Source organism: Aeribacillus composti (assembly GCF_007827555.1).
GTDB classification, from domain to species: Bacteria; Bacillota; Bacilli; order Bacillales; family Aeribacillaceae; genus Aeribacillus; species Aeribacillus composti.
In genome coordinates this window covers 33,884-49,635 of record NZ_VISS01000035.1, presented here as the reverse complement: position 1 = coordinate 49,635, position 15,752 = coordinate 33,884, and the positions used below count along the sequence as shown (strand labels likewise).

The 15,752-nt window shown below is 39.7% G+C and carries 12 protein-coding genes, 1 pseudogene, 1 CRISPR repeat array and 1 riboswitch; of the genes and pseudogenes, 10 read left to right on the top strand and 3 right to left on the bottom strand.

The genetic code is table 11. The features are described from left to right. Position 1 precedes the first annotated feature (1 nt). Positions 2-1,099, bottom strand: coding sequence for an EndoU domain-containing protein (locus FB379_RS18840; RefSeq protein WP_242009349.1), 1,098 nt, complete (start codon positions 1,097-1,099; stop codon positions 2-4). A 99-nt stretch (positions 1,100-1,198) separates the two neighbouring features. Continuing rightward, a complete protein-coding gene (locus FB379_RS15810; protein ID WP_144598376.1) occupies positions 1,199-1,708 on the bottom strand; it encodes a hypothetical protein in 510 nt (169 codons plus the stop codon). Between the two features lie 555 nt (positions 1,709-2,263). Next, positions 2,264-2,620: direct repeats of the CRISPR family, unit length 30 nt; unit sequence GTTTTTATCTTAACTATAAGGAATTGAAAC. An 82-nt stretch (positions 2,621-2,702) separates the two neighbouring features. On the opposite strand from FB379_RS15810, the gene FB379_RS15805 reads away from it, so the two are divergent. The 10 genes and pseudogenes from FB379_RS15805 (at position 2,703) to FB379_RS15760 (ending at position 13,494) form a co-directional block, all read left to right on the top strand. Continuing rightward, entirely contained in the window at positions 2,703-2,903 is a 201-nt protein-coding gene (locus FB379_RS15805; RefSeq protein ID WP_144598375.1) for a hypothetical protein, read from the top strand. A gap of 607 nt (positions 2,904-3,510) precedes the next feature. After that, the gene (locus FB379_RS15800; RefSeq protein ID WP_144598374.1) at positions 3,511-5,193 is read left to right on the top strand and encodes an AraC family transcriptional regulator; all 1,683 of its coding nucleotides are present in this window, start codon (positions 3,511-3,513) and stop codon (positions 5,191-5,193) included. Between the two features lie 63 nt (positions 5,194-5,256). Further along, the gene (locus FB379_RS15795; RefSeq protein ID WP_082830327.1) at positions 5,257-6,249 is read left to right on the top strand and encodes an ABC transporter substrate-binding protein; all 993 of its coding nucleotides are present in this window, start codon (positions 5,257-5,259) and stop codon (positions 6,247-6,249) included. Positions 6,250-6,269: 20 nt separating this feature from the next. Continuing rightward, complete coding sequence (locus tag FB379_RS15790) at positions 6,270-7,277, top strand: FecCD family ABC transporter permease (RefSeq protein ID WP_144598373.1); 1,008 nt, start codon at positions 6,270-6,272, stop codon at positions 7,275-7,277. Then, positions 7,270-8,295: a FecCD family ABC transporter permease gene (locus FB379_RS15785; RefSeq protein ID WP_063388261.1), complete on the top strand. Its 1,026-nt coding sequence runs from the start codon at positions 7,270-7,272 to the stop codon at positions 8,293-8,295. The genes FB379_RS15790 and FB379_RS15785 overlap by 8 nt, the downstream gene beginning before the upstream one ends. Positions 8,296-8,644: 349 nt before the next feature. Then, entirely contained in the window at positions 8,645-9,511 is an 867-nt protein-coding gene (locus FB379_RS15780) for an alpha/beta hydrolase (RefSeq protein WP_066248444.1), read from the top strand. Between the two features lie 289 nt (positions 9,512-9,800). Further along, positions 9,801-10,466: pseudogene (locus tag FB379_RS19385) on the top strand (ABC transporter substrate-binding protein). Positions 10,467-10,954: 488 nt separating this feature from the next. Further along, positions 10,955-12,469 (top strand): cobyric acid synthase, encoded by a 1,515-nt coding sequence (locus FB379_RS15770; protein WP_144598372.1) that lies wholly within the window; start codon positions 10,955-10,957, stop codon positions 12,467-12,469. A 115-nt stretch (positions 12,470-12,584) separates the two neighbouring features. Then, on the top strand, positions 12,585-12,881 hold the full coding sequence (locus FB379_RS15765) for a 4a-hydroxytetrahydrobiopterin dehydratase (protein ID WP_063388252.1): 297 nt from the start codon (positions 12,585-12,587) through the stop codon (positions 12,879-12,881). 427 nt (positions 12,882-13,308) lie between these two features. Next, on the top strand, positions 13,309-13,494 hold the full coding sequence (locus tag FB379_RS15760; protein ID WP_063388251.1) for a helix-turn-helix domain-containing protein: 186 nt from the start codon (positions 13,309-13,311) through the stop codon (positions 13,492-13,494). A 270-nt stretch (positions 13,495-13,764) separates the two neighbouring features. Here the strand turns inward: FB379_RS15760 and ade are convergent, their stop codons facing one another. Continuing rightward, positions 13,765-15,507 carry an adenine deaminase gene (ade, locus tag FB379_RS15755; RefSeq protein WP_144598371.1) on the bottom strand — a complete coding sequence of 581 codons (1,743 nt, stop codon included), beginning with the start codon at positions 15,505-15,507 and terminating at the stop codon, positions 13,765-13,767. Between the two features lie 49 nt (positions 15,508-15,556). After that, a riboswitch (purine riboswitch) is annotated at positions 15,557-15,658 on the bottom strand. Between the last annotated feature and the right edge of the window lie 94 nt (positions 15,659-15,752).

The window sequence follows — 15,752 nt, the reverse complement described above, 5'->3', positions numbered from 1 at the left end:
TTTAGCACACTCTTTCAGAAAAGGGGAGAAGAACATCCCGAAGGAATTTGCAAAAAAGAAGGCTTTTTATGCGGAGATAAAATGATAATTTACAGGAATCTAATCTCATTTGTATTCTCATACCATTAGGTAATGTACCCTCATACAAGTTATCCTTAATTAATCTCTTATTTTGATAAACCTGTTTGATAGCATCGACTACTTGAACTCTATTCCAATCTTTAGGGAAGAATGTTGATGGTACTCTTTTTCCCTTTCCTTCTATTTCTACTATTGCGCGATACACACCATACTGATTAGGAGGATCAGTCACCTCAATGATTTTTCCACCCATCATACTCTCATGGTGATACCCTACAGCATTACGTTTCTTATTAACTTCTCCGTGGAATATATGCTTAATAGCACCTTTAGAGAATATACTATCATTACCTGTACCCTTAGTGCCAAGTTCAACGCCATCGTTTCCTACTTTACCTACACCTGAATTTACCTCTGTCTTCTCACTTAGATAAGCTCGAACTTTATTCTCCAATCCATTGGTGTTTTCGAGCGGAACCTTAACGTTCTCAATCCCTTCCATGGCCAATCCCATTTGCCGGTCAGGGATTGAATTTTTCAGATTGGTCAGGGCGTTGTCTACGAACCGGGCGGTTTTCAGTGCACTGTTTGCGCTTTTGTTTTTCAAATGGTGCGGGATTTCTTTTGCCAAGCTTTTAGCATTTCTGATGCGGGGGAATATGCCTTTTTCCGCACGAACCACCATATCCCGGACAAATGATTTGGACTGCAAGCCCGTTTTCGTCGCTAATAATTTTAAATCACTGGCTTCTCTTAGATGGGAGAAACGGGCGGCGCTGCTGAATGTGGAAAGCCCCTTTACGCCAGGGACGATATCCAATGGAGAAAGGACACCACGGAATACTCGTTCGTCTGTTTTCAACTCTCTCCCTGAAATCCAGTCTTTTCCGGAAACGGCTGAGCTTAATTCTAGTGTACCATAAGCTGCCCCCAATGCCATCCCTGCTGGCGGACAAATGAAGGAAGTGCCTACTATGACAGCAAGTGCTGTTATTTGCCCCCAAAACTCTTTGTTCATCTGCCCGTCTTTGATCGATTCATACTGGAAAGCTCGAGAATTCAATGCTTTCTGTATATATTCTTGTTTCGAAAAATTTGCTTTAGGGTTCAGTTCTTTCTATAAAGCGTATTCCCGTTCCATCAGCCTAGCATAGTAGTTGCTGCCAATGAACAGATCTTCCAGTCCGACCTCGGCTTTCGGCACATCGATTGTTTGTTGTGTGCCGTATGCTCCGGGAGCGACAACTGTTTTTTTGGCGCCAATGTGGTTTTTCGTTTTGATCTTTGATATGGATAAGTTGTGCATCGCTTCCACAAAAGCATCGATCTCTTGATAAAACGGATCATCTATGGTGCGGTCAACAATCTCTCCGACACGGCTGCTAAAGCGGTGCAAGACGAGATAATCTTCATATAATTGTTGATATTGTTTTTTTCGGTCTGTGTGGGTGAAAGAGATGACACCATCTGTGTCATATTTGGCGATGTCTGCTTGAACGTCTTTGAGAAGATCGTTCAGATCTTTTAATTTATCAATCATGCCTTTGCCCCATACACCGAGACCGACCAGATCGCCAATGCCTTTCTTGGTCTTTTCCCATTCAGAAGGGATATACTTGACATCCACTGCCTTCATGCCTCCGATTGAAACGAAATGGATTCCAACATGTGGAACAGCTTTCTGTTTCATTATAAGAGAAAATATGAAACTTTTGGTAAACAGAAAGAAAAAAAGGGAATTTTAAGTAAAAAATACCAATCATTTATCAGATCATGTTCTTATTTTAGGTCATAGGAACCGATCGAATAGACCTAAACCAATTTTTCCTGAATGAAATGTTAAATATGGTCTCAATCTTGCTTCAAATGAATGAGAAGGATAAACCTAGAATATAAAATGAGCCGGATGTTTACTTTATTAAAACAGATGGATCAGGTAAAATGATTGATAAAACATGGATTTCATTGTCGGCAGGCAAACTTTGAAATCTGTTTTAAACGGAAATAAAAAAGAGTCGTCGACCCCCAATCGTGCAAAAATCCCCGGGGATCGACGACTCTTTTAAATCTTCATTGAGCCCAAGCAAATCAAAGATTTGATAAAATTTCCTCCTTTCGTTAAAATAAAAATAACCAGTCAAGCATTAAAAATGAAATGCTTATTTAACTACGTTTTTTGGGGGTTTTTATCTTAACTATAAGGAATTGAAACATGCATCAGCTTATCCAAGAGAAGTCTTCTTCCAATGTTTTTATCTTAACTATAAGGAATTGAAACAAAACTAAGTCACCATTTACAAGTTCCAAAGTTTTCGTTTTTATCTTAACTATAAGGAATTGAAACTCAAATGTGTTTAAATATTCTAGTTTGATTTCTGGGTTTTTATCTTAACTATAAGGAATTGAAACGTTAAGGACTCCTTTATTTCTTTTATTTTCATAGTGTTTTTATCTTACCTATGAGGAATTGAAACCTTGGTTATGAAAGCCAAAATGGATATTACTACCAGTTTTTATCTTAACTATGAGGAATTAAGCCCCTGTATCTAAGAAAATATGCTAGACTACTAAAAGGTGAAGCTATGAAAGAGCGCTAGACGAATACCAAAGGAGCGCAAGAAATGACGTGTAAAGAACCTAAATTTGCAAAAAGTCCTTTCTTCGTTGATGAACCGGGTAACTGGCACCTAAAGCCTGGAGCGCCGGAAGACATAGTAAAAGAGTTTAATGAATACATGGAAGCCCAAAAAATATGTGTAGAAGCTCCGAAGTTAGACGAAGCAGAGTTAGAAAAAATCCTTTCAGAGCTAAAAAAACTTTGAACGACTCTTTTTTCTACTGGCTGCTTCCCGTACAAGTATCAATAGGGTCTTGAGGCAGTTGTGATGGAAACGCACAGAATTTCACATTCAGCGCTGTAAAGCAGCTGGTTTAATCTTAACGAAGCTTTGGCATTGTCAGGGAAACACATCATTTATATCGGTGTGTATTCTTTCATAATACATTAACAAATCCTTCGGGTAAAAAATGTTAAAGTGGAGCGAATAATTGCAAAAATATGAGTGATGAAAACCGTAATGATTGCAAGGACCAATTAGTAACAAATTGGCAAAAGAACCTAATCTGTGAATCAACGCCACAACGCGTTGATTCTTTTTTTCGCGCTTTTCGATATGAAACAAATTTGTATTTAGCGTTTCCTAAATCGAATTCTTGAGTCCAAAGTGATAAACATTAAGCTAAAGAACTGTCTCGTCATTTAACTTTTAAAAAAGAGAAGAATTTGGTATGATTATAAACAATAATGATAATCATTATCATTTATAATCTTTGTGTTAAAATATTTTCCTTGCTGTTCCTCCAATATTTGAAAAGAAATGAACATGCTAGTTGACATAAAGATACAACTAATTAGGAAGGTGGAAGCTGATGAGTGGACATAGTTTTGTTGTAAATGAGGCTTCGAATAATTTATCTTTAGATGACTTGTCTTTTAGACTTCGAAATATTGAGTTATTAAAACGGAATGGAAATTTGCAAATTGAGCAGCAGCTAACCTTCTCATATGTTCTTATCATAGTGGTGAACGGACATGGACAATTGACGCTGGGCACAACCGAGTATAGGATTCAACAAAATCATGTGTATGCGTGTATACCTGGAGAGACTTATGGAGGTGAAATACAGGCTCTCGATGAAACAGAAATCTACCTGTTGAAGTTTGAGGTGTTCCGATCAACCGATCAAAGGTATGAATGCATGGTAAATGAGAAAGATGGACGTTTATTTTCTCTGCAAGGTGAAATTCAAGTGTTCCCTTTTGATCAACTCACCTCATTGTGCAAATCGATCTTTCAATATTGGGATAGTGATGACGAGCTGGAACGCTTCCGCAGTCAGTTTACTTTCCAAAAATTGCTCTATATTATTTTGAAAAGCCGATCTTTTTTACATAACGGATCGTGTGCAGCGCTTGAACTGGCAAAGGACTATATGGACCATTATTATTATGAAAATTTGTCCATCGAGCAATTGGCAGCAATCGCAAAAATCAGTCCGAAATATTTTGTCGATTTATTTAAAAAAACGTACGGAATTAGTGCTATCGACTATTTGACAGAGCTGCGGATCAATAAAGCAAAACAGCTTATGGCACAGTCTCATGCCAAGCTAAAAGATATTGCCCATCAAATCGGCTACAACGATGAATTTTATTTTAGCCGCAAATTCAAGAAGCAGGTTGGAGTTACACCAACACATTATATGAAAAGACGACGCCGTAAAATAGCTGCTTATCGCTCTCCCATTACCGGTCAATTGCTGGCTCTTAAAATCATCCCGTATGCTGCGCCGCTTCATCCGAAATGGACCGCTTATTATTATAAGGAGTATCGTACAGATATTTCTGTCCATCTCAATGCTTATCGGAATGGGCAAAAATGGGAGTCCAACATCGAAAAGCTGCTTCAAGCAAAACCTGAAGTAGTCATAAGTACGGATGATCTAGATGAAATGGAGAAAGAAAAATTATCTCGGGTTGCTCCAATTTATTATATTCCGTGGCAGGAGAAAAATTGGCGGGAACAGCTGCTGCTGACAGCTGAATTTTTAGGTGAAACGCAAGAAGCTGAGGACTGGCTTAAAAATTATGACAGAAAAGTAAAGCATGCACGAGAATGGGTGAAAAATAAAGTGAAGGACGATACTTTCCTCATTTTACGAATTTCCAAACAGAATATGTATGTTCATTGCAATCGGAGTATTTCAGATATTTTATTTCATGATTTGCAGCTGGCATCTGCGTATAATTGCAATCAATTAGCCCGCGATGAACGAATGACAATAGATCAGTTAATTGAATTAGATCCTGATCGGCTTCTCTTGTTAATTCGCCAAGAAGAAGAAACGTTAGCTTATTGGAAAACTTTGCAATATTCGTTGCCATGGCAAGAATTGAGCGCAGTTCGAAATAATCGCGTTTATTTCATTTCCTCAGATCCATGGCTGGAGTATTCTGCCAGCGCGCACGAACGAATAATTGACGAAATGGTAAGTCTTTTTTCTGGAAATCGTCCAAAAAGAATTCTGGATACTGTCCATGGTCATATATAAGAAAGACTTTTTATAATTAAAAATGATAATTATTATCAATTGGATGATAGGAGGACATTCTATATTATGAAAAGAAAACTGCTTTACTATGGACTTATCACGCTAATTATTCTTTTATTGGCGGCTTGCGGCGGTAATAAGGAACAAACCAGCAGCACAGGGGGAGATTCAAGCAGTAAAACGGAGCAGAAGAAGGAAGCTGAGTCAAGTGAAACGAGAACGATCAATTATCTCGGCAAAGAATATACGGTTCCTAAAAACGTAGAAAAAATTGTAATCACCGGCAGTATGGAAACGATGGAGGATGCGCTCGTATTGGGCGTTGAGCCTGCTGGAGGCATCACGGTTGGGGGAAAGTTCCCGGAAATGTTCAAGGATATTACAGCTTCAACCGTTTCGATTGGAGAGAAGGCACAGCCAAACATTGAATCGATCCTGAAGCTGAAACCGGATGTTATTTTCGCAACGACAAAGTTTAAACCAGATGTTATTGAAAAATTAGAGAAAATTGCTGTCACGATCCCGGTTTCCCATATATCAACAAATTGGGAAAATAACCTGCGATTATTGGCTGAACTTACTGGGAAACAGGATCTAGCAGAAAAAGTTTTAAAGGAATATCAAGATGACCTCGAAAAGGCGAAAGCACAAATAGGCGAGAAGTTCAAAGATAAAAAAGTAGCTATCGTTCGTATTAGAAGCGGTAATATTATGATCTATTCGAAAGATATATTTTTCAACCCTTCATTATACGAAGATTTAGGATTTACCGTACCGGAAGAAATCCAAAATGCCAAAGCGCAGGAAGTGATTTCGTTAGAAAAATTTAGCGAAATGAATCCAGATTATCTCTTTGTCCAATTTTCAGAGGATGAGAACCAAGAGAATCCAAAAGCACTAGAGGAATTGCAAAAGAATCCGATCTGGAAAAGCATTAATGCGGTTAAAAACGACAAAGTATTCGTAAACGTTGTGGATCCGTTGGCACAAGGCGGTACAGCATGGAGTAAAATTCAATTCTTAAAAGCAGCGACTGAAAAATTGGCAAATGAATGATGCAGGGCGGGAATCATAATATGCGCTTAAAGATTCCTATATCCATTCTCATTTTATGTTCTTCACCTATTGCGTTTGTGCTCATAGTTCTATTATCTATACTTTATGGAGCGAAAGATATAAATTTCGAAACGGTTTGGGAGGCATTCTTTCATTTTGATCCGGAAAATGTAAATCACCAAATTGTAATACATTCCCGTTTGCCAAGAGCGATTGGAGCACTTTTAATCGGAATTTTCTTGGCCATATCTGGATCGATCATGCAGGGAATGACGAGGAACTATCTTGCCTCCCCTTCGATTTTGGGAGTTTCTGACGGATCGGTTTTCGCTATTACACTTTGCATGATTTTGATGCCGGATGCATCATCTTTGAGCATGATAATATTTTCACTACTCGGTTCAGCCATTGCTGTTGGCTTCGTCTTCGGCGTGGCGTCGCTTATGCCAAACGGAATGTCACCCGTTCGAATGGCGATCATCGGAACTATTATTGGAACGTTTCTCAGCAGTATTTCCGCTGCCTTGTCAACGTATTTTCAAGTATCGCAAAACATCAGTTTTTGGTATAATGCCCGGCTGCATCAGATGGATCCCTTTCTAATAAAACTTGCGATTCCTTTTGCAATTGTCGGGATCATAATGGCTCTTTATATTTCCAAATCGCTCACAATTCTTTCTTTAGGTGAAGAAGTTTCTGTGAGTTTAGGACAGAAAACGGTGTTGGTCAAAGCGTTAGCAATGGCCAGCACCGTCATTTTGACTGGTATTTCTGTTGCCCTGGCAGGAAATATTGGATTTGTTGGTTTAATCATTCCGCACATAACCCGATTTTTAATTGGAATCGATTATAGGTGGGTTATTCCTTGCGCCGGAGTACTTGGAGGTATTTTTTTAGCACTGTCCGATATTTTAAGCAGATTTTTGAATTACCCGTTTGAGACTCCTATTGGAGTTGTCACTTCCCTAATCGGAGTTCCTTTCTTCCTCTATTTAATTTACAAGAGAGGAGGAGGAACATATGCATAAACAAATGGCGAGACGATTTTGGACAGTGATGCTGATCAGTATAGTCTTTATTTTTGCTGCAATATATGTCAGCTTAACAAACGGTGAATTTGATATTAAAGTTATCGATATAGTAAAGACTTTGCTGCGGGTTGATCCCAATTCTGAGCATGATTTGGTCATATTTGAATTTCGCTTGCCCCGTATTTTAATAGCTTCATTGATTGGATTTGGTTTCGCAGTGGCGGGTGCAACCTTACAGGGGATCAGCAGAAATGGACTTGCAGACCCTGGCGTTTTAGGAATCAATTCAGGGGCAGGAGCCGCTATCGTTATTTTTATGCTCTTTTTTGAAGGACAAATAACGGGAAGCGGATGGCTGTCAACTTTGGCAATGCCGCTGTTTGGTTGGATAGGCGGACTGGCTTCAGCACTATTGATTTATTTATTCTCATGGCGAAATGGAAAACTAGATTCCGAACGTGCGATTTTGGTTGGAATTGCAATAGGATTTGGGTTTGGGGCCTTGTCTATGTTTTTATCCTTGAAAATGAACCCTCAGGATTTTGAAATGGCGACAGTTTGGTTGAATGGAAGTATATGGAATGCTAATTGGAAATACATTGTCTCTATTTTGCCTTGGCTCGTCATATTAGTTCCTATTATTATAAAAAAATCGTATATACTCGACTTGCTTCAATTAGGAGAAGATAGAGCAATAGGACTGGGAATTCGTACGGAAAAAGAAAAAAATGTGTTCCTTTTATGCAGTATCGGAATTGTGAGCGCTTGTGTCTCTGTGGCAGGAAACATTGTATTTGTCGGTTTGATAGCACCGCACATCGCCAAGCGTTTGGTCGGAATCCATCATTTTTGGCTAATTCCCGTCAGCGGAACGGTCGGCATGCTTATGGTCATTGTCTCCGATTATATTGCCAGAACTGTTTTTTCTCCAGCTGAATTGCCAGTCGGGATTGTCATTTCCATCATCGGTGTTCCTTATTTCATTTATTTATTATTTAAAGATAGTAAAAAATGAAACGTGGAATTGTGTAAATGATTCTTAAGTTCAAAGGTCATCCTGCATCATCTTACCTAATTATTTTCATATAGATGAGAATCATCGTTCGGCACCATTTTGGCATTACTAAGCGATGTCTTAAATACTAGGTAAAGTCTTATGAACCATAGAAGGTGATCCATTCAAAAAAATCGGCTACCCATCAGGTTGTTTTAATGAAGGAAGAGCCCGTTTGCCCATCAGAAAATAGAGTACCAGTTGCGAATACATATGTTTGTCGGCTTTGGAAAAGAGATTGAAATGTTCATTTGGAGGGTTGTAATTTTTGCCCCGATGATATCAATCAATGATATGGAGGCGTTTAACCATGCATAGGAAAAAAGATAAACAAGCTGATGTGATGGACAAAGATACTGCTGGCCGAGAAGTTAGCATTCCGAGTACTGAACAATTTTTAATACGTTCAAAAGAAAATCGGCAATACAAAATTTTGCTTGGTATACCTGATGTGCCTCCTCCTCCTTCAGGCTTTCCAGTTATTTATTTCTTGGATGCTAATGCTATATTCGGAACAATGTTTGAGGCAGTCCGTATCCAATCAAGGCGGCCCGAAAGGACAGGAATCGTTCCAGCACTAGTAGTCGGCATCGGTTACCATATCGAAAAACCGTTTTCTCCTGAACGCTACTATGATTTTACACTGACTCCGCCAGCTTCGGAATTGTATTCGAGACGAGAGGGGACAGACAGACCAGAATATGGCGGAGCGGAACAGTTTTTGCAATTTATTGATGGGGAGCTTAAACCGCTGATCGAAAGCAGGTTCAAAATTGATAAAGACAGACAAGCGATTTTTGGTCATTCACTCGGGGGCCTCTTCGTATTACAAACATTGTTTACAAAGCCGTACGCCTTCAATACGTATATCGCAGGCAGCCCGTCCATTCATTGGAATAAATCGCTTCTACTTGATGCAGAGCAAAAATTTATCTCTAGTTTAGAAAATGATAAGCATCATATACGATTATTAATCACTGTAGGAGAATTGGAAAAATTCCATAAAAGCGGTATGAATGCGAACGCTAAAGAGCTTGCAGAACGACTATTACGACTCGATCAAAACAATTTTCACGTGGAATTTAAAGAATTTGAGGATGAAGGCCATGTGTCCGTGCTGCCGGCGTTGATTAACCGTGCTGTGAGGTTTGCACTAAGCGAAAAGCAGGGCACATAATCTGTCAAGGCTCTTATCATGCTTAATAAAGAGAGCGAACTTTTTTCAAAAAATTGAACTGAACCCAAAAAGTTAGACACGGAAATTTAGGCAACTGTTTGGGCATGAATTCGGTATTAAACCGGACTCATGCCTTTTAATTTTGCCTTATATGTGATTCAAAATGGATTTTTTGGAAGAAACTCATCAATTTTTGGGGTAGGAATGTCGAGAAATAAATGGATATTTCAAAAATATGTGATCTTGAATTATTTTTGTTCGAAATAATATTTACAAAAATAGCGAATATATGTATGATAGGAAAATAAAAATAGTAATCATTACGATTTATGAAGGTGAGAAAATGTTTCGATATTTTAAAAGCATATTAATACTTTTAACAACAATTTTTTTGCTTGTCGGATGCTCACAGTGGCTTGCGAAAGAATGGGAAAGTAAAGATGGGAAAAACTGGACGTTTAAAATTAGAGAGGGTGTTACATTCCATAATGGGTAAAAAGTTGATGCTCAAGCGGTGAAGGCCTCGTTAGAAAGAGCAATTAACGATAGTCCATCTGTTCAAGCGGCATTAAAAATAAGCAAAATGGAAGCCGATGGTCAATTGTTAACGATTTAAACGGAAGAAGTATTCCCGCAATTTCCTTCAGAGCTCGTACATCCAAATACAGCGATCGTCGATGTTGATGAAAAAGATATTGATAAAAAGCCAATCGGTACGGGGCCATTTAAAATTTCTTCTTTTGAGCCTGGGGTAGAGCTGAAGGTCGAACGATTTGAAAAATATTGGGATGGCAAAGCAAAGCTTGAAAAAGCAACATTTACTTTCAACGAGGATGCCAATGCACGGCAAATGGCGCTTCAATCAGAAGATGCGGACATTATTTTTAGACCGCCGGTAGAAAATCTTGAAAAATTAAAAGAAGAAAATGTAAAAATAGAATCTGTTCCAACATAGCAATTATTTTTGATCATCTCGTGCATCATGATACTAGCGGAAAATGAAGGATGTTATAATACTTCAGTCATCATCAATTTTTGAAAAGGGAGCATGAATGAGTTGGAAATAAATCATCGTTGTTGAAACAGTAGAATCCAACCAAAAAGTTACCGTGTAAAAATGTTGGAAAAGAATCATCATTGTTGGAACGGCAAGCAATGTCGGGAAATTGGCATCATGTGGGCGAGTTAAAAATGTGCGACAAAAAAGCAAGCAAGAGACCGACTTTCCCGTGGAATGTACGTGATGATTCGTCAAAGATCTGCTGCCAAAAATTTGCCTGAATTGATCGGCGTGATCAATGAAAAAAATAGCCACCGTGTTTTTTTTCGAAGATAAAGGATTTACATGCAGTCCTGATTTATTGGCCCGCCTTTTCATACGGCGGTGCTTCATACTCGGAATTTGCGAAACATTTGTGAATGATTGTGAGAGGAGAAAAACAGATGAATAAAGCATTGCCCATCATGATTCAAGGTACGCATTCCGATGCGGGAAAAAGCGTGATTGCGACAGGTTTTTGCCGAATTTTTGCGCAGGACGGATATCGAACGGCGCCGTTTAAATCACAAAATATGTCACTCAATTCGTATATTACCGTTGACGGCAAGGAAATCGGCCGCGCCCAAGGAGTGCAGGCGGAGGCGGCAAGAACGGTCGCAACGGCGGATATGAACCCGATTTTGATCAAGCCTGTGAGCGATCACACTTCACAAATTGTTGTGAACGGTAAGCCGTATCAAAATTATAAGGCAGCAGCGTATCGGCAGGAATTTTTTGAACTTGGTTTGCAGGTGATTAAAGAAGCGTATCATCATTTGGCAAGTACATATGAGCGAATCGTTATAGAAGGAGCGGGGAGCCCTGCGGAAATTAACTTAAATGATCGCGAGCTTGTCAATATGCGCATTGCCCGGTTAACAAACGCTCCTGTCATTCTTGTCGGCGACATTGACAGAGGCGGTGTATTTGCGAGTTTAGTAGGAACATTGCAGCTGCTTGAGCCTGAAGATCGCGATCGCGTAATTGGGGTAGTGATTAACAAGTTTCGCGGGGATATTTCCTTGCTGGAGCCGGGACTTCGCTGGTTTGAAGAGTATACAGGCAAACCGGTTTTAGGGGTCGTACCATATATTTCTAATTTAAACATTGAGGCGGAAGACGCCGTCATATTAGATACGTTTCCACGTACAAATGAGAAAACTAGCGAGATTGATATTGCTGTTATTCATGTTCCTCACATTTCGAACTTTACCGATGTTGACCCGTTTCTATATGAAAAGGATTGCCATGTTCGCTATGTAAAGGAGGCAAATGAACTCAGAGAACCGGATGTTGTCATTTTGCCGGGAACGAAAAATACAATTGAGGACTTATTGCTTTTGCGAAAATCCGGCTTTGCGGATGCGATAGAAAAGCTTTATCGTGCGAAAAAATCAGTCATTGTCGGCATATGCGGCGGTTATCAAATGCTCGGAAGGGAGATTTCAGACCCTTATCACGTAGAAACATCGATAGGGAGCGCAAACGGATTCGGTTTTTTCCCGATTCGCACCGCCATGATGAAAGAGAAAAGGACGACTCTTACAACAGGGATGGCCCACTTGGCTGATTGTAATGTGCCGGTGGAAGGCTATGAAATTCATATGGGAACAACTTCTTATGAAGGGGACGTATCGCCATTTATTACGACGGAAGAAGGAGTTGACGGCTGCATAAGCCAAGACAGCCTCCTAATTGGAACGTATTTTCATGGCATATTTCATAACGATGAGTTTCGGACGGCATTTTTGAATTTGATAAGAAAAAGAAAAGGTCTTCCGGCGATTTATGAGCGGCCATCAATGAAAAACATTCGTGAAGAAGCATTTGACCGGCTTGCCGATTGTCTCCGGAAGCATGTGGACATCGAGTGTATTTATCGGGAAATGGAACGGTTTCAAAGCAAATCTTTTTTCTAAGAAAATAAACGGAAATCTGATATGTTTGTTCGCCTCTTTATATTCATATGGCAATCTTTTTTGCACTGTGATTTTAGCTGTCTGTTTTTTTATAAAAATCCGGGAGGAAACGGTCATGCGGTTAACAGATGAAGAAGTGCAATCTCTTTTACAAGAGATGGAAGATTGGAAGCTTCTTGAAGAGCGATGGATTGCAAGAAAGTACCTCTTTCAAGACGATTTGCAAGAAATCGAATTCGTGCGGCAAATTTCGGACATTTCTGAAGAAGTAAACCATCATCCCTTCATTTCTATTGACTATAAGTTCATCACGGTAAAAATTTCGTCTCAGAGAGCGAAAGGACTCACAAAGCTTGATTTCGAATTGGCGAAAAAATATGATGAAGCTTATGAAAAAATAAAAGCAGGGTAAGAACGGAAAAAAGTGGATTATATGTGAAGCGGATGACGTGAAGAAAGCCGCATTTTCCGCCGCACCATAAGTTACGATATAAGGGACTTCTTTCCTCTTGAGAAGGAGAGCGGTTTTCAAAAAAATGATGCGATTTAAAAGGCATCCTGTTTTTCTCGAATAGATGGGCAGCTGAAATGATGCGGAGCTGCAAGAAGCGTGTATATGGTCTTTTTGGGGAAAATCTGCATTTATGGATAAAAAAAATGACGAAATTTTGCACACACAAAGCAGGCAACAAGGATGTTAGTTGATGTTGGTGAAGGAAAACTTTTAAGTGATCGGATCATGTCATAGCACCATTCAAAATATCAATTGACAATGTTGAAGGAAAACAACCTGCCGAATTTAATCGTATGACCATGACCGAAGCGCTGCAAAAATCCTTTTGATTTACCGCGAAGCTTCGAAAGAATTATTTATACACCGCAGCACACTTGAATATCGCATTGAACGTGTTGAAGAAATACTCAATGTTGATTTAAATCATGCAGATATGCGCTTTGAGCTCATGATGGCATACAAGCTGTATAATTTGTTTGATTTTGACCGGAGCGAGCTGGCAAAAAGGTGAATTCTATTGATCGAGCAAAGGATTTTAGAACGGGATAAAGTCCGGCGGAAAAAACGGTTAAGCTATCGGGCAAGCGTGTAAAAAACATCTCCTGCGAATTTATGAATGAATCATTTCTGACACGTATTGGAAAGCTTTAGCATGCTTAAAGAATTTAAACTCTAAGCAAAAAAAGGCAAATGAAACTCCGGCAGAAGAGCCAATCTCCCTTGCCGGAGTTTTCTTTTTTTATGTGTTTTGCTGCCCATACAATCATTTTCTACACGATATTTAAACGCCGTGCTCGGATGCAACTTCTATGTGCTGAAACGTTGTGACGTCAAATAATCCTAAATCTGTAATTTTGAGCTCTGGAATGACAGGCAAACTTAAAAAAGAGAGCGTGAGGAAGAGATTGAAATGCCGATGTTTGCTCACTTTGTGCAAGCTGCTGTTCAATTCATCGAGTTGATGGGCGACGATTGGATATGCTTGATCTGACATCAATCCGCCGATCACAAGCGGCAAAGAGGCGAGCGTTTTTCCATCATTCACAACTACTAGCCCACCGCCGATTCTCTTTATCTCTTGAATGGAGCAGATCATATCCTCATCGTTTGTGCCGGCAACGATCACATTATGGGAATCGTGGGCGACGGTTGTGGCGACTGCACCGCCGATTAAGCCTAATCCTTTTACAATGGCAAGGCCAATGTTTCCAGTATTTTTATGGCGTTCGAGTACAGCCAGTTTTGCCAAATCTTTTTCAATGGAAGGGATGAAGCAAACACCGTCGCTCGGTACTTCCATCATTCTTTTAACCGTTTCTATTTGATTCGGAATAATTTCTATTACATGCGCTTTTTGGTTATTTTTCACGTGTATGGCCAACCGTTCTTTTGTAACCTCGTTTATGTTTAGATTGACAGAATTTCTTGATAAAACGGAAGGTGTTGGTTGGTCTATAGATCCTATATATTGACCGTTTTCCGCAATCACTTTTCCGGCTTTCAAAACTTTTTCAATCGTAAAAGCTTTGAAATTATCTACTATGACAAGATCTGCTCTATATCCAGGTGCGATCGCTCCTTTTTGCGATAGTCCGAAACATTGGGCGGCATTAATCGTCGCCATTTGAATCGCTATGAGAGGATCAAGTCCATGCTCGACGGCTAGACGAATATTGTAGTCAATGCTTCCCTCGGCAATTAAGTCGTCTAAATGCTTGTCATCCGTACAAAATAGACAGCGGTGGCTATTTTTTTCATTGACCACGCCGATTAGTTCTGGCAAATTTTTTGCAGCAGATCCTTGACGGATCATGACGTACATTCCGCGAGCAAGGCGGTCTTTTGCTTGCTCTTTTGTCACACATTCATGATCTGTTTGAATGCCGGCCGCTCTGTAAACATTGACTCCTTCAATGCCAAGACCTGCGCCGTGTCCGTCGATCTTATATGCTGATGCCGTTAAAAGCTTGTCAATGATGCGGTCATCTAAATTTTGAACACCTGGGAAATCCATCACTTCCGCAAGCCCGAGCACCCGAGGATGCTTGTAAAAAGGTGCAAGTTCATCATCATTTAACACAGCGCCGGCATTTTCAAACGAAGTCGCCGGAACGCAGGAAGGCAGCATGCAATACACATCTAAATCTAAGCCTTCTGAATCCTCCAGCATAAAAGATATACCTTTCGTCCCGGCGACATTCGCAATTTCATGCGGATCTATAATAACGGTTGTCACACCGTGGGGCAGAACTGCTTTGGAGAACTCCTTCGGTGTCACCATCGAAGATTCAATATGGACATGAGAGTCGATGAAACCTGGAACGATGAATTTATTCTCGGCATCAATGATGTTTACCCCATCATATTCTCCGATTCCAGCAATCACTCCGTCCGCAATGGCGATGTCTCCATGCAAAATTTCTAAATTGAAAACATCGGCAATTTTTCCGTTTTTAATCACAATGTCTGCCGGAATTTGTTTGCTAGCCACTTGGATTCTTTTCTTTAAAATGTTTTTGTCCATTCTCACTTTTCCCTTCTGTAGTAAACTCGCGCGTTGAGTTTGACAGGGAGAGTTGTGTATCGTCTCTCGTAGTCAAACTATTTACGGTAGTTTGGTAGAAACGTTTGGACCGTATTTCCAAACTTATACGAGAAAATCATTCGTATTTTTAAAAAGAGATTATACGACTCTAATTGAAACAAAGCAAGATAGTTGGCGCATTTCTTGACAGAAAAATTTTCTCAGGTATTGCGAAAAGCTGAGAA

Coding starts and splice junctions, on each gene's coding strand:
- FB379_RS18840 (WP_242009349.1), bottom strand. CDS start 1,099: ATGAACAAAGAGTTTTGGGGGCAAATAACAGCACTTGCTGTCATAGTA.
- FB379_RS15785 (WP_063388261.1), top strand. CDS start 7,270: ATGCATAAACAAATGGCGAGACGATTTTGGACAGTGATGCTGATCAGT.
- FB379_RS15800 (WP_144598374.1), top strand. CDS start 3,511: ATGAGTGGACATAGTTTTGTTGTAAATGAGGCTTCGAATAATTTATCT.
- FB379_RS15765 (WP_063388252.1), top strand. CDS start 12,585: ATGCGGTTAACAGATGAAGAAGTGCAATCTCTTTTACAAGAGATGGAA.
- FB379_RS15805 (WP_144598375.1), top strand. CDS start 2,703: ATGACGTGTAAAGAACCTAAATTTGCAAAAAGTCCTTTCTTCGTTGAT.
- FB379_RS15790 (WP_144598373.1), top strand. CDS start 6,270: ATGCGCTTAAAGATTCCTATATCCATTCTCATTTTATGTTCTTCACCT.
- FB379_RS15770 (WP_144598372.1), top strand. CDS start 10,955: ATGAATAAAGCATTGCCCATCATGATTCAAGGTACGCATTCCGATGCG.
- ade (WP_144598371.1), bottom strand. CDS start 15,507: ATGGACAAAAACATTTTAAAGAAAAGAATCCAAGTGGCTAGCAAACAA.
- FB379_RS15780 (WP_066248444.1), top strand. CDS start 8,645: ATGCATAGGAAAAAAGATAAACAAGCTGATGTGATGGACAAAGATACT.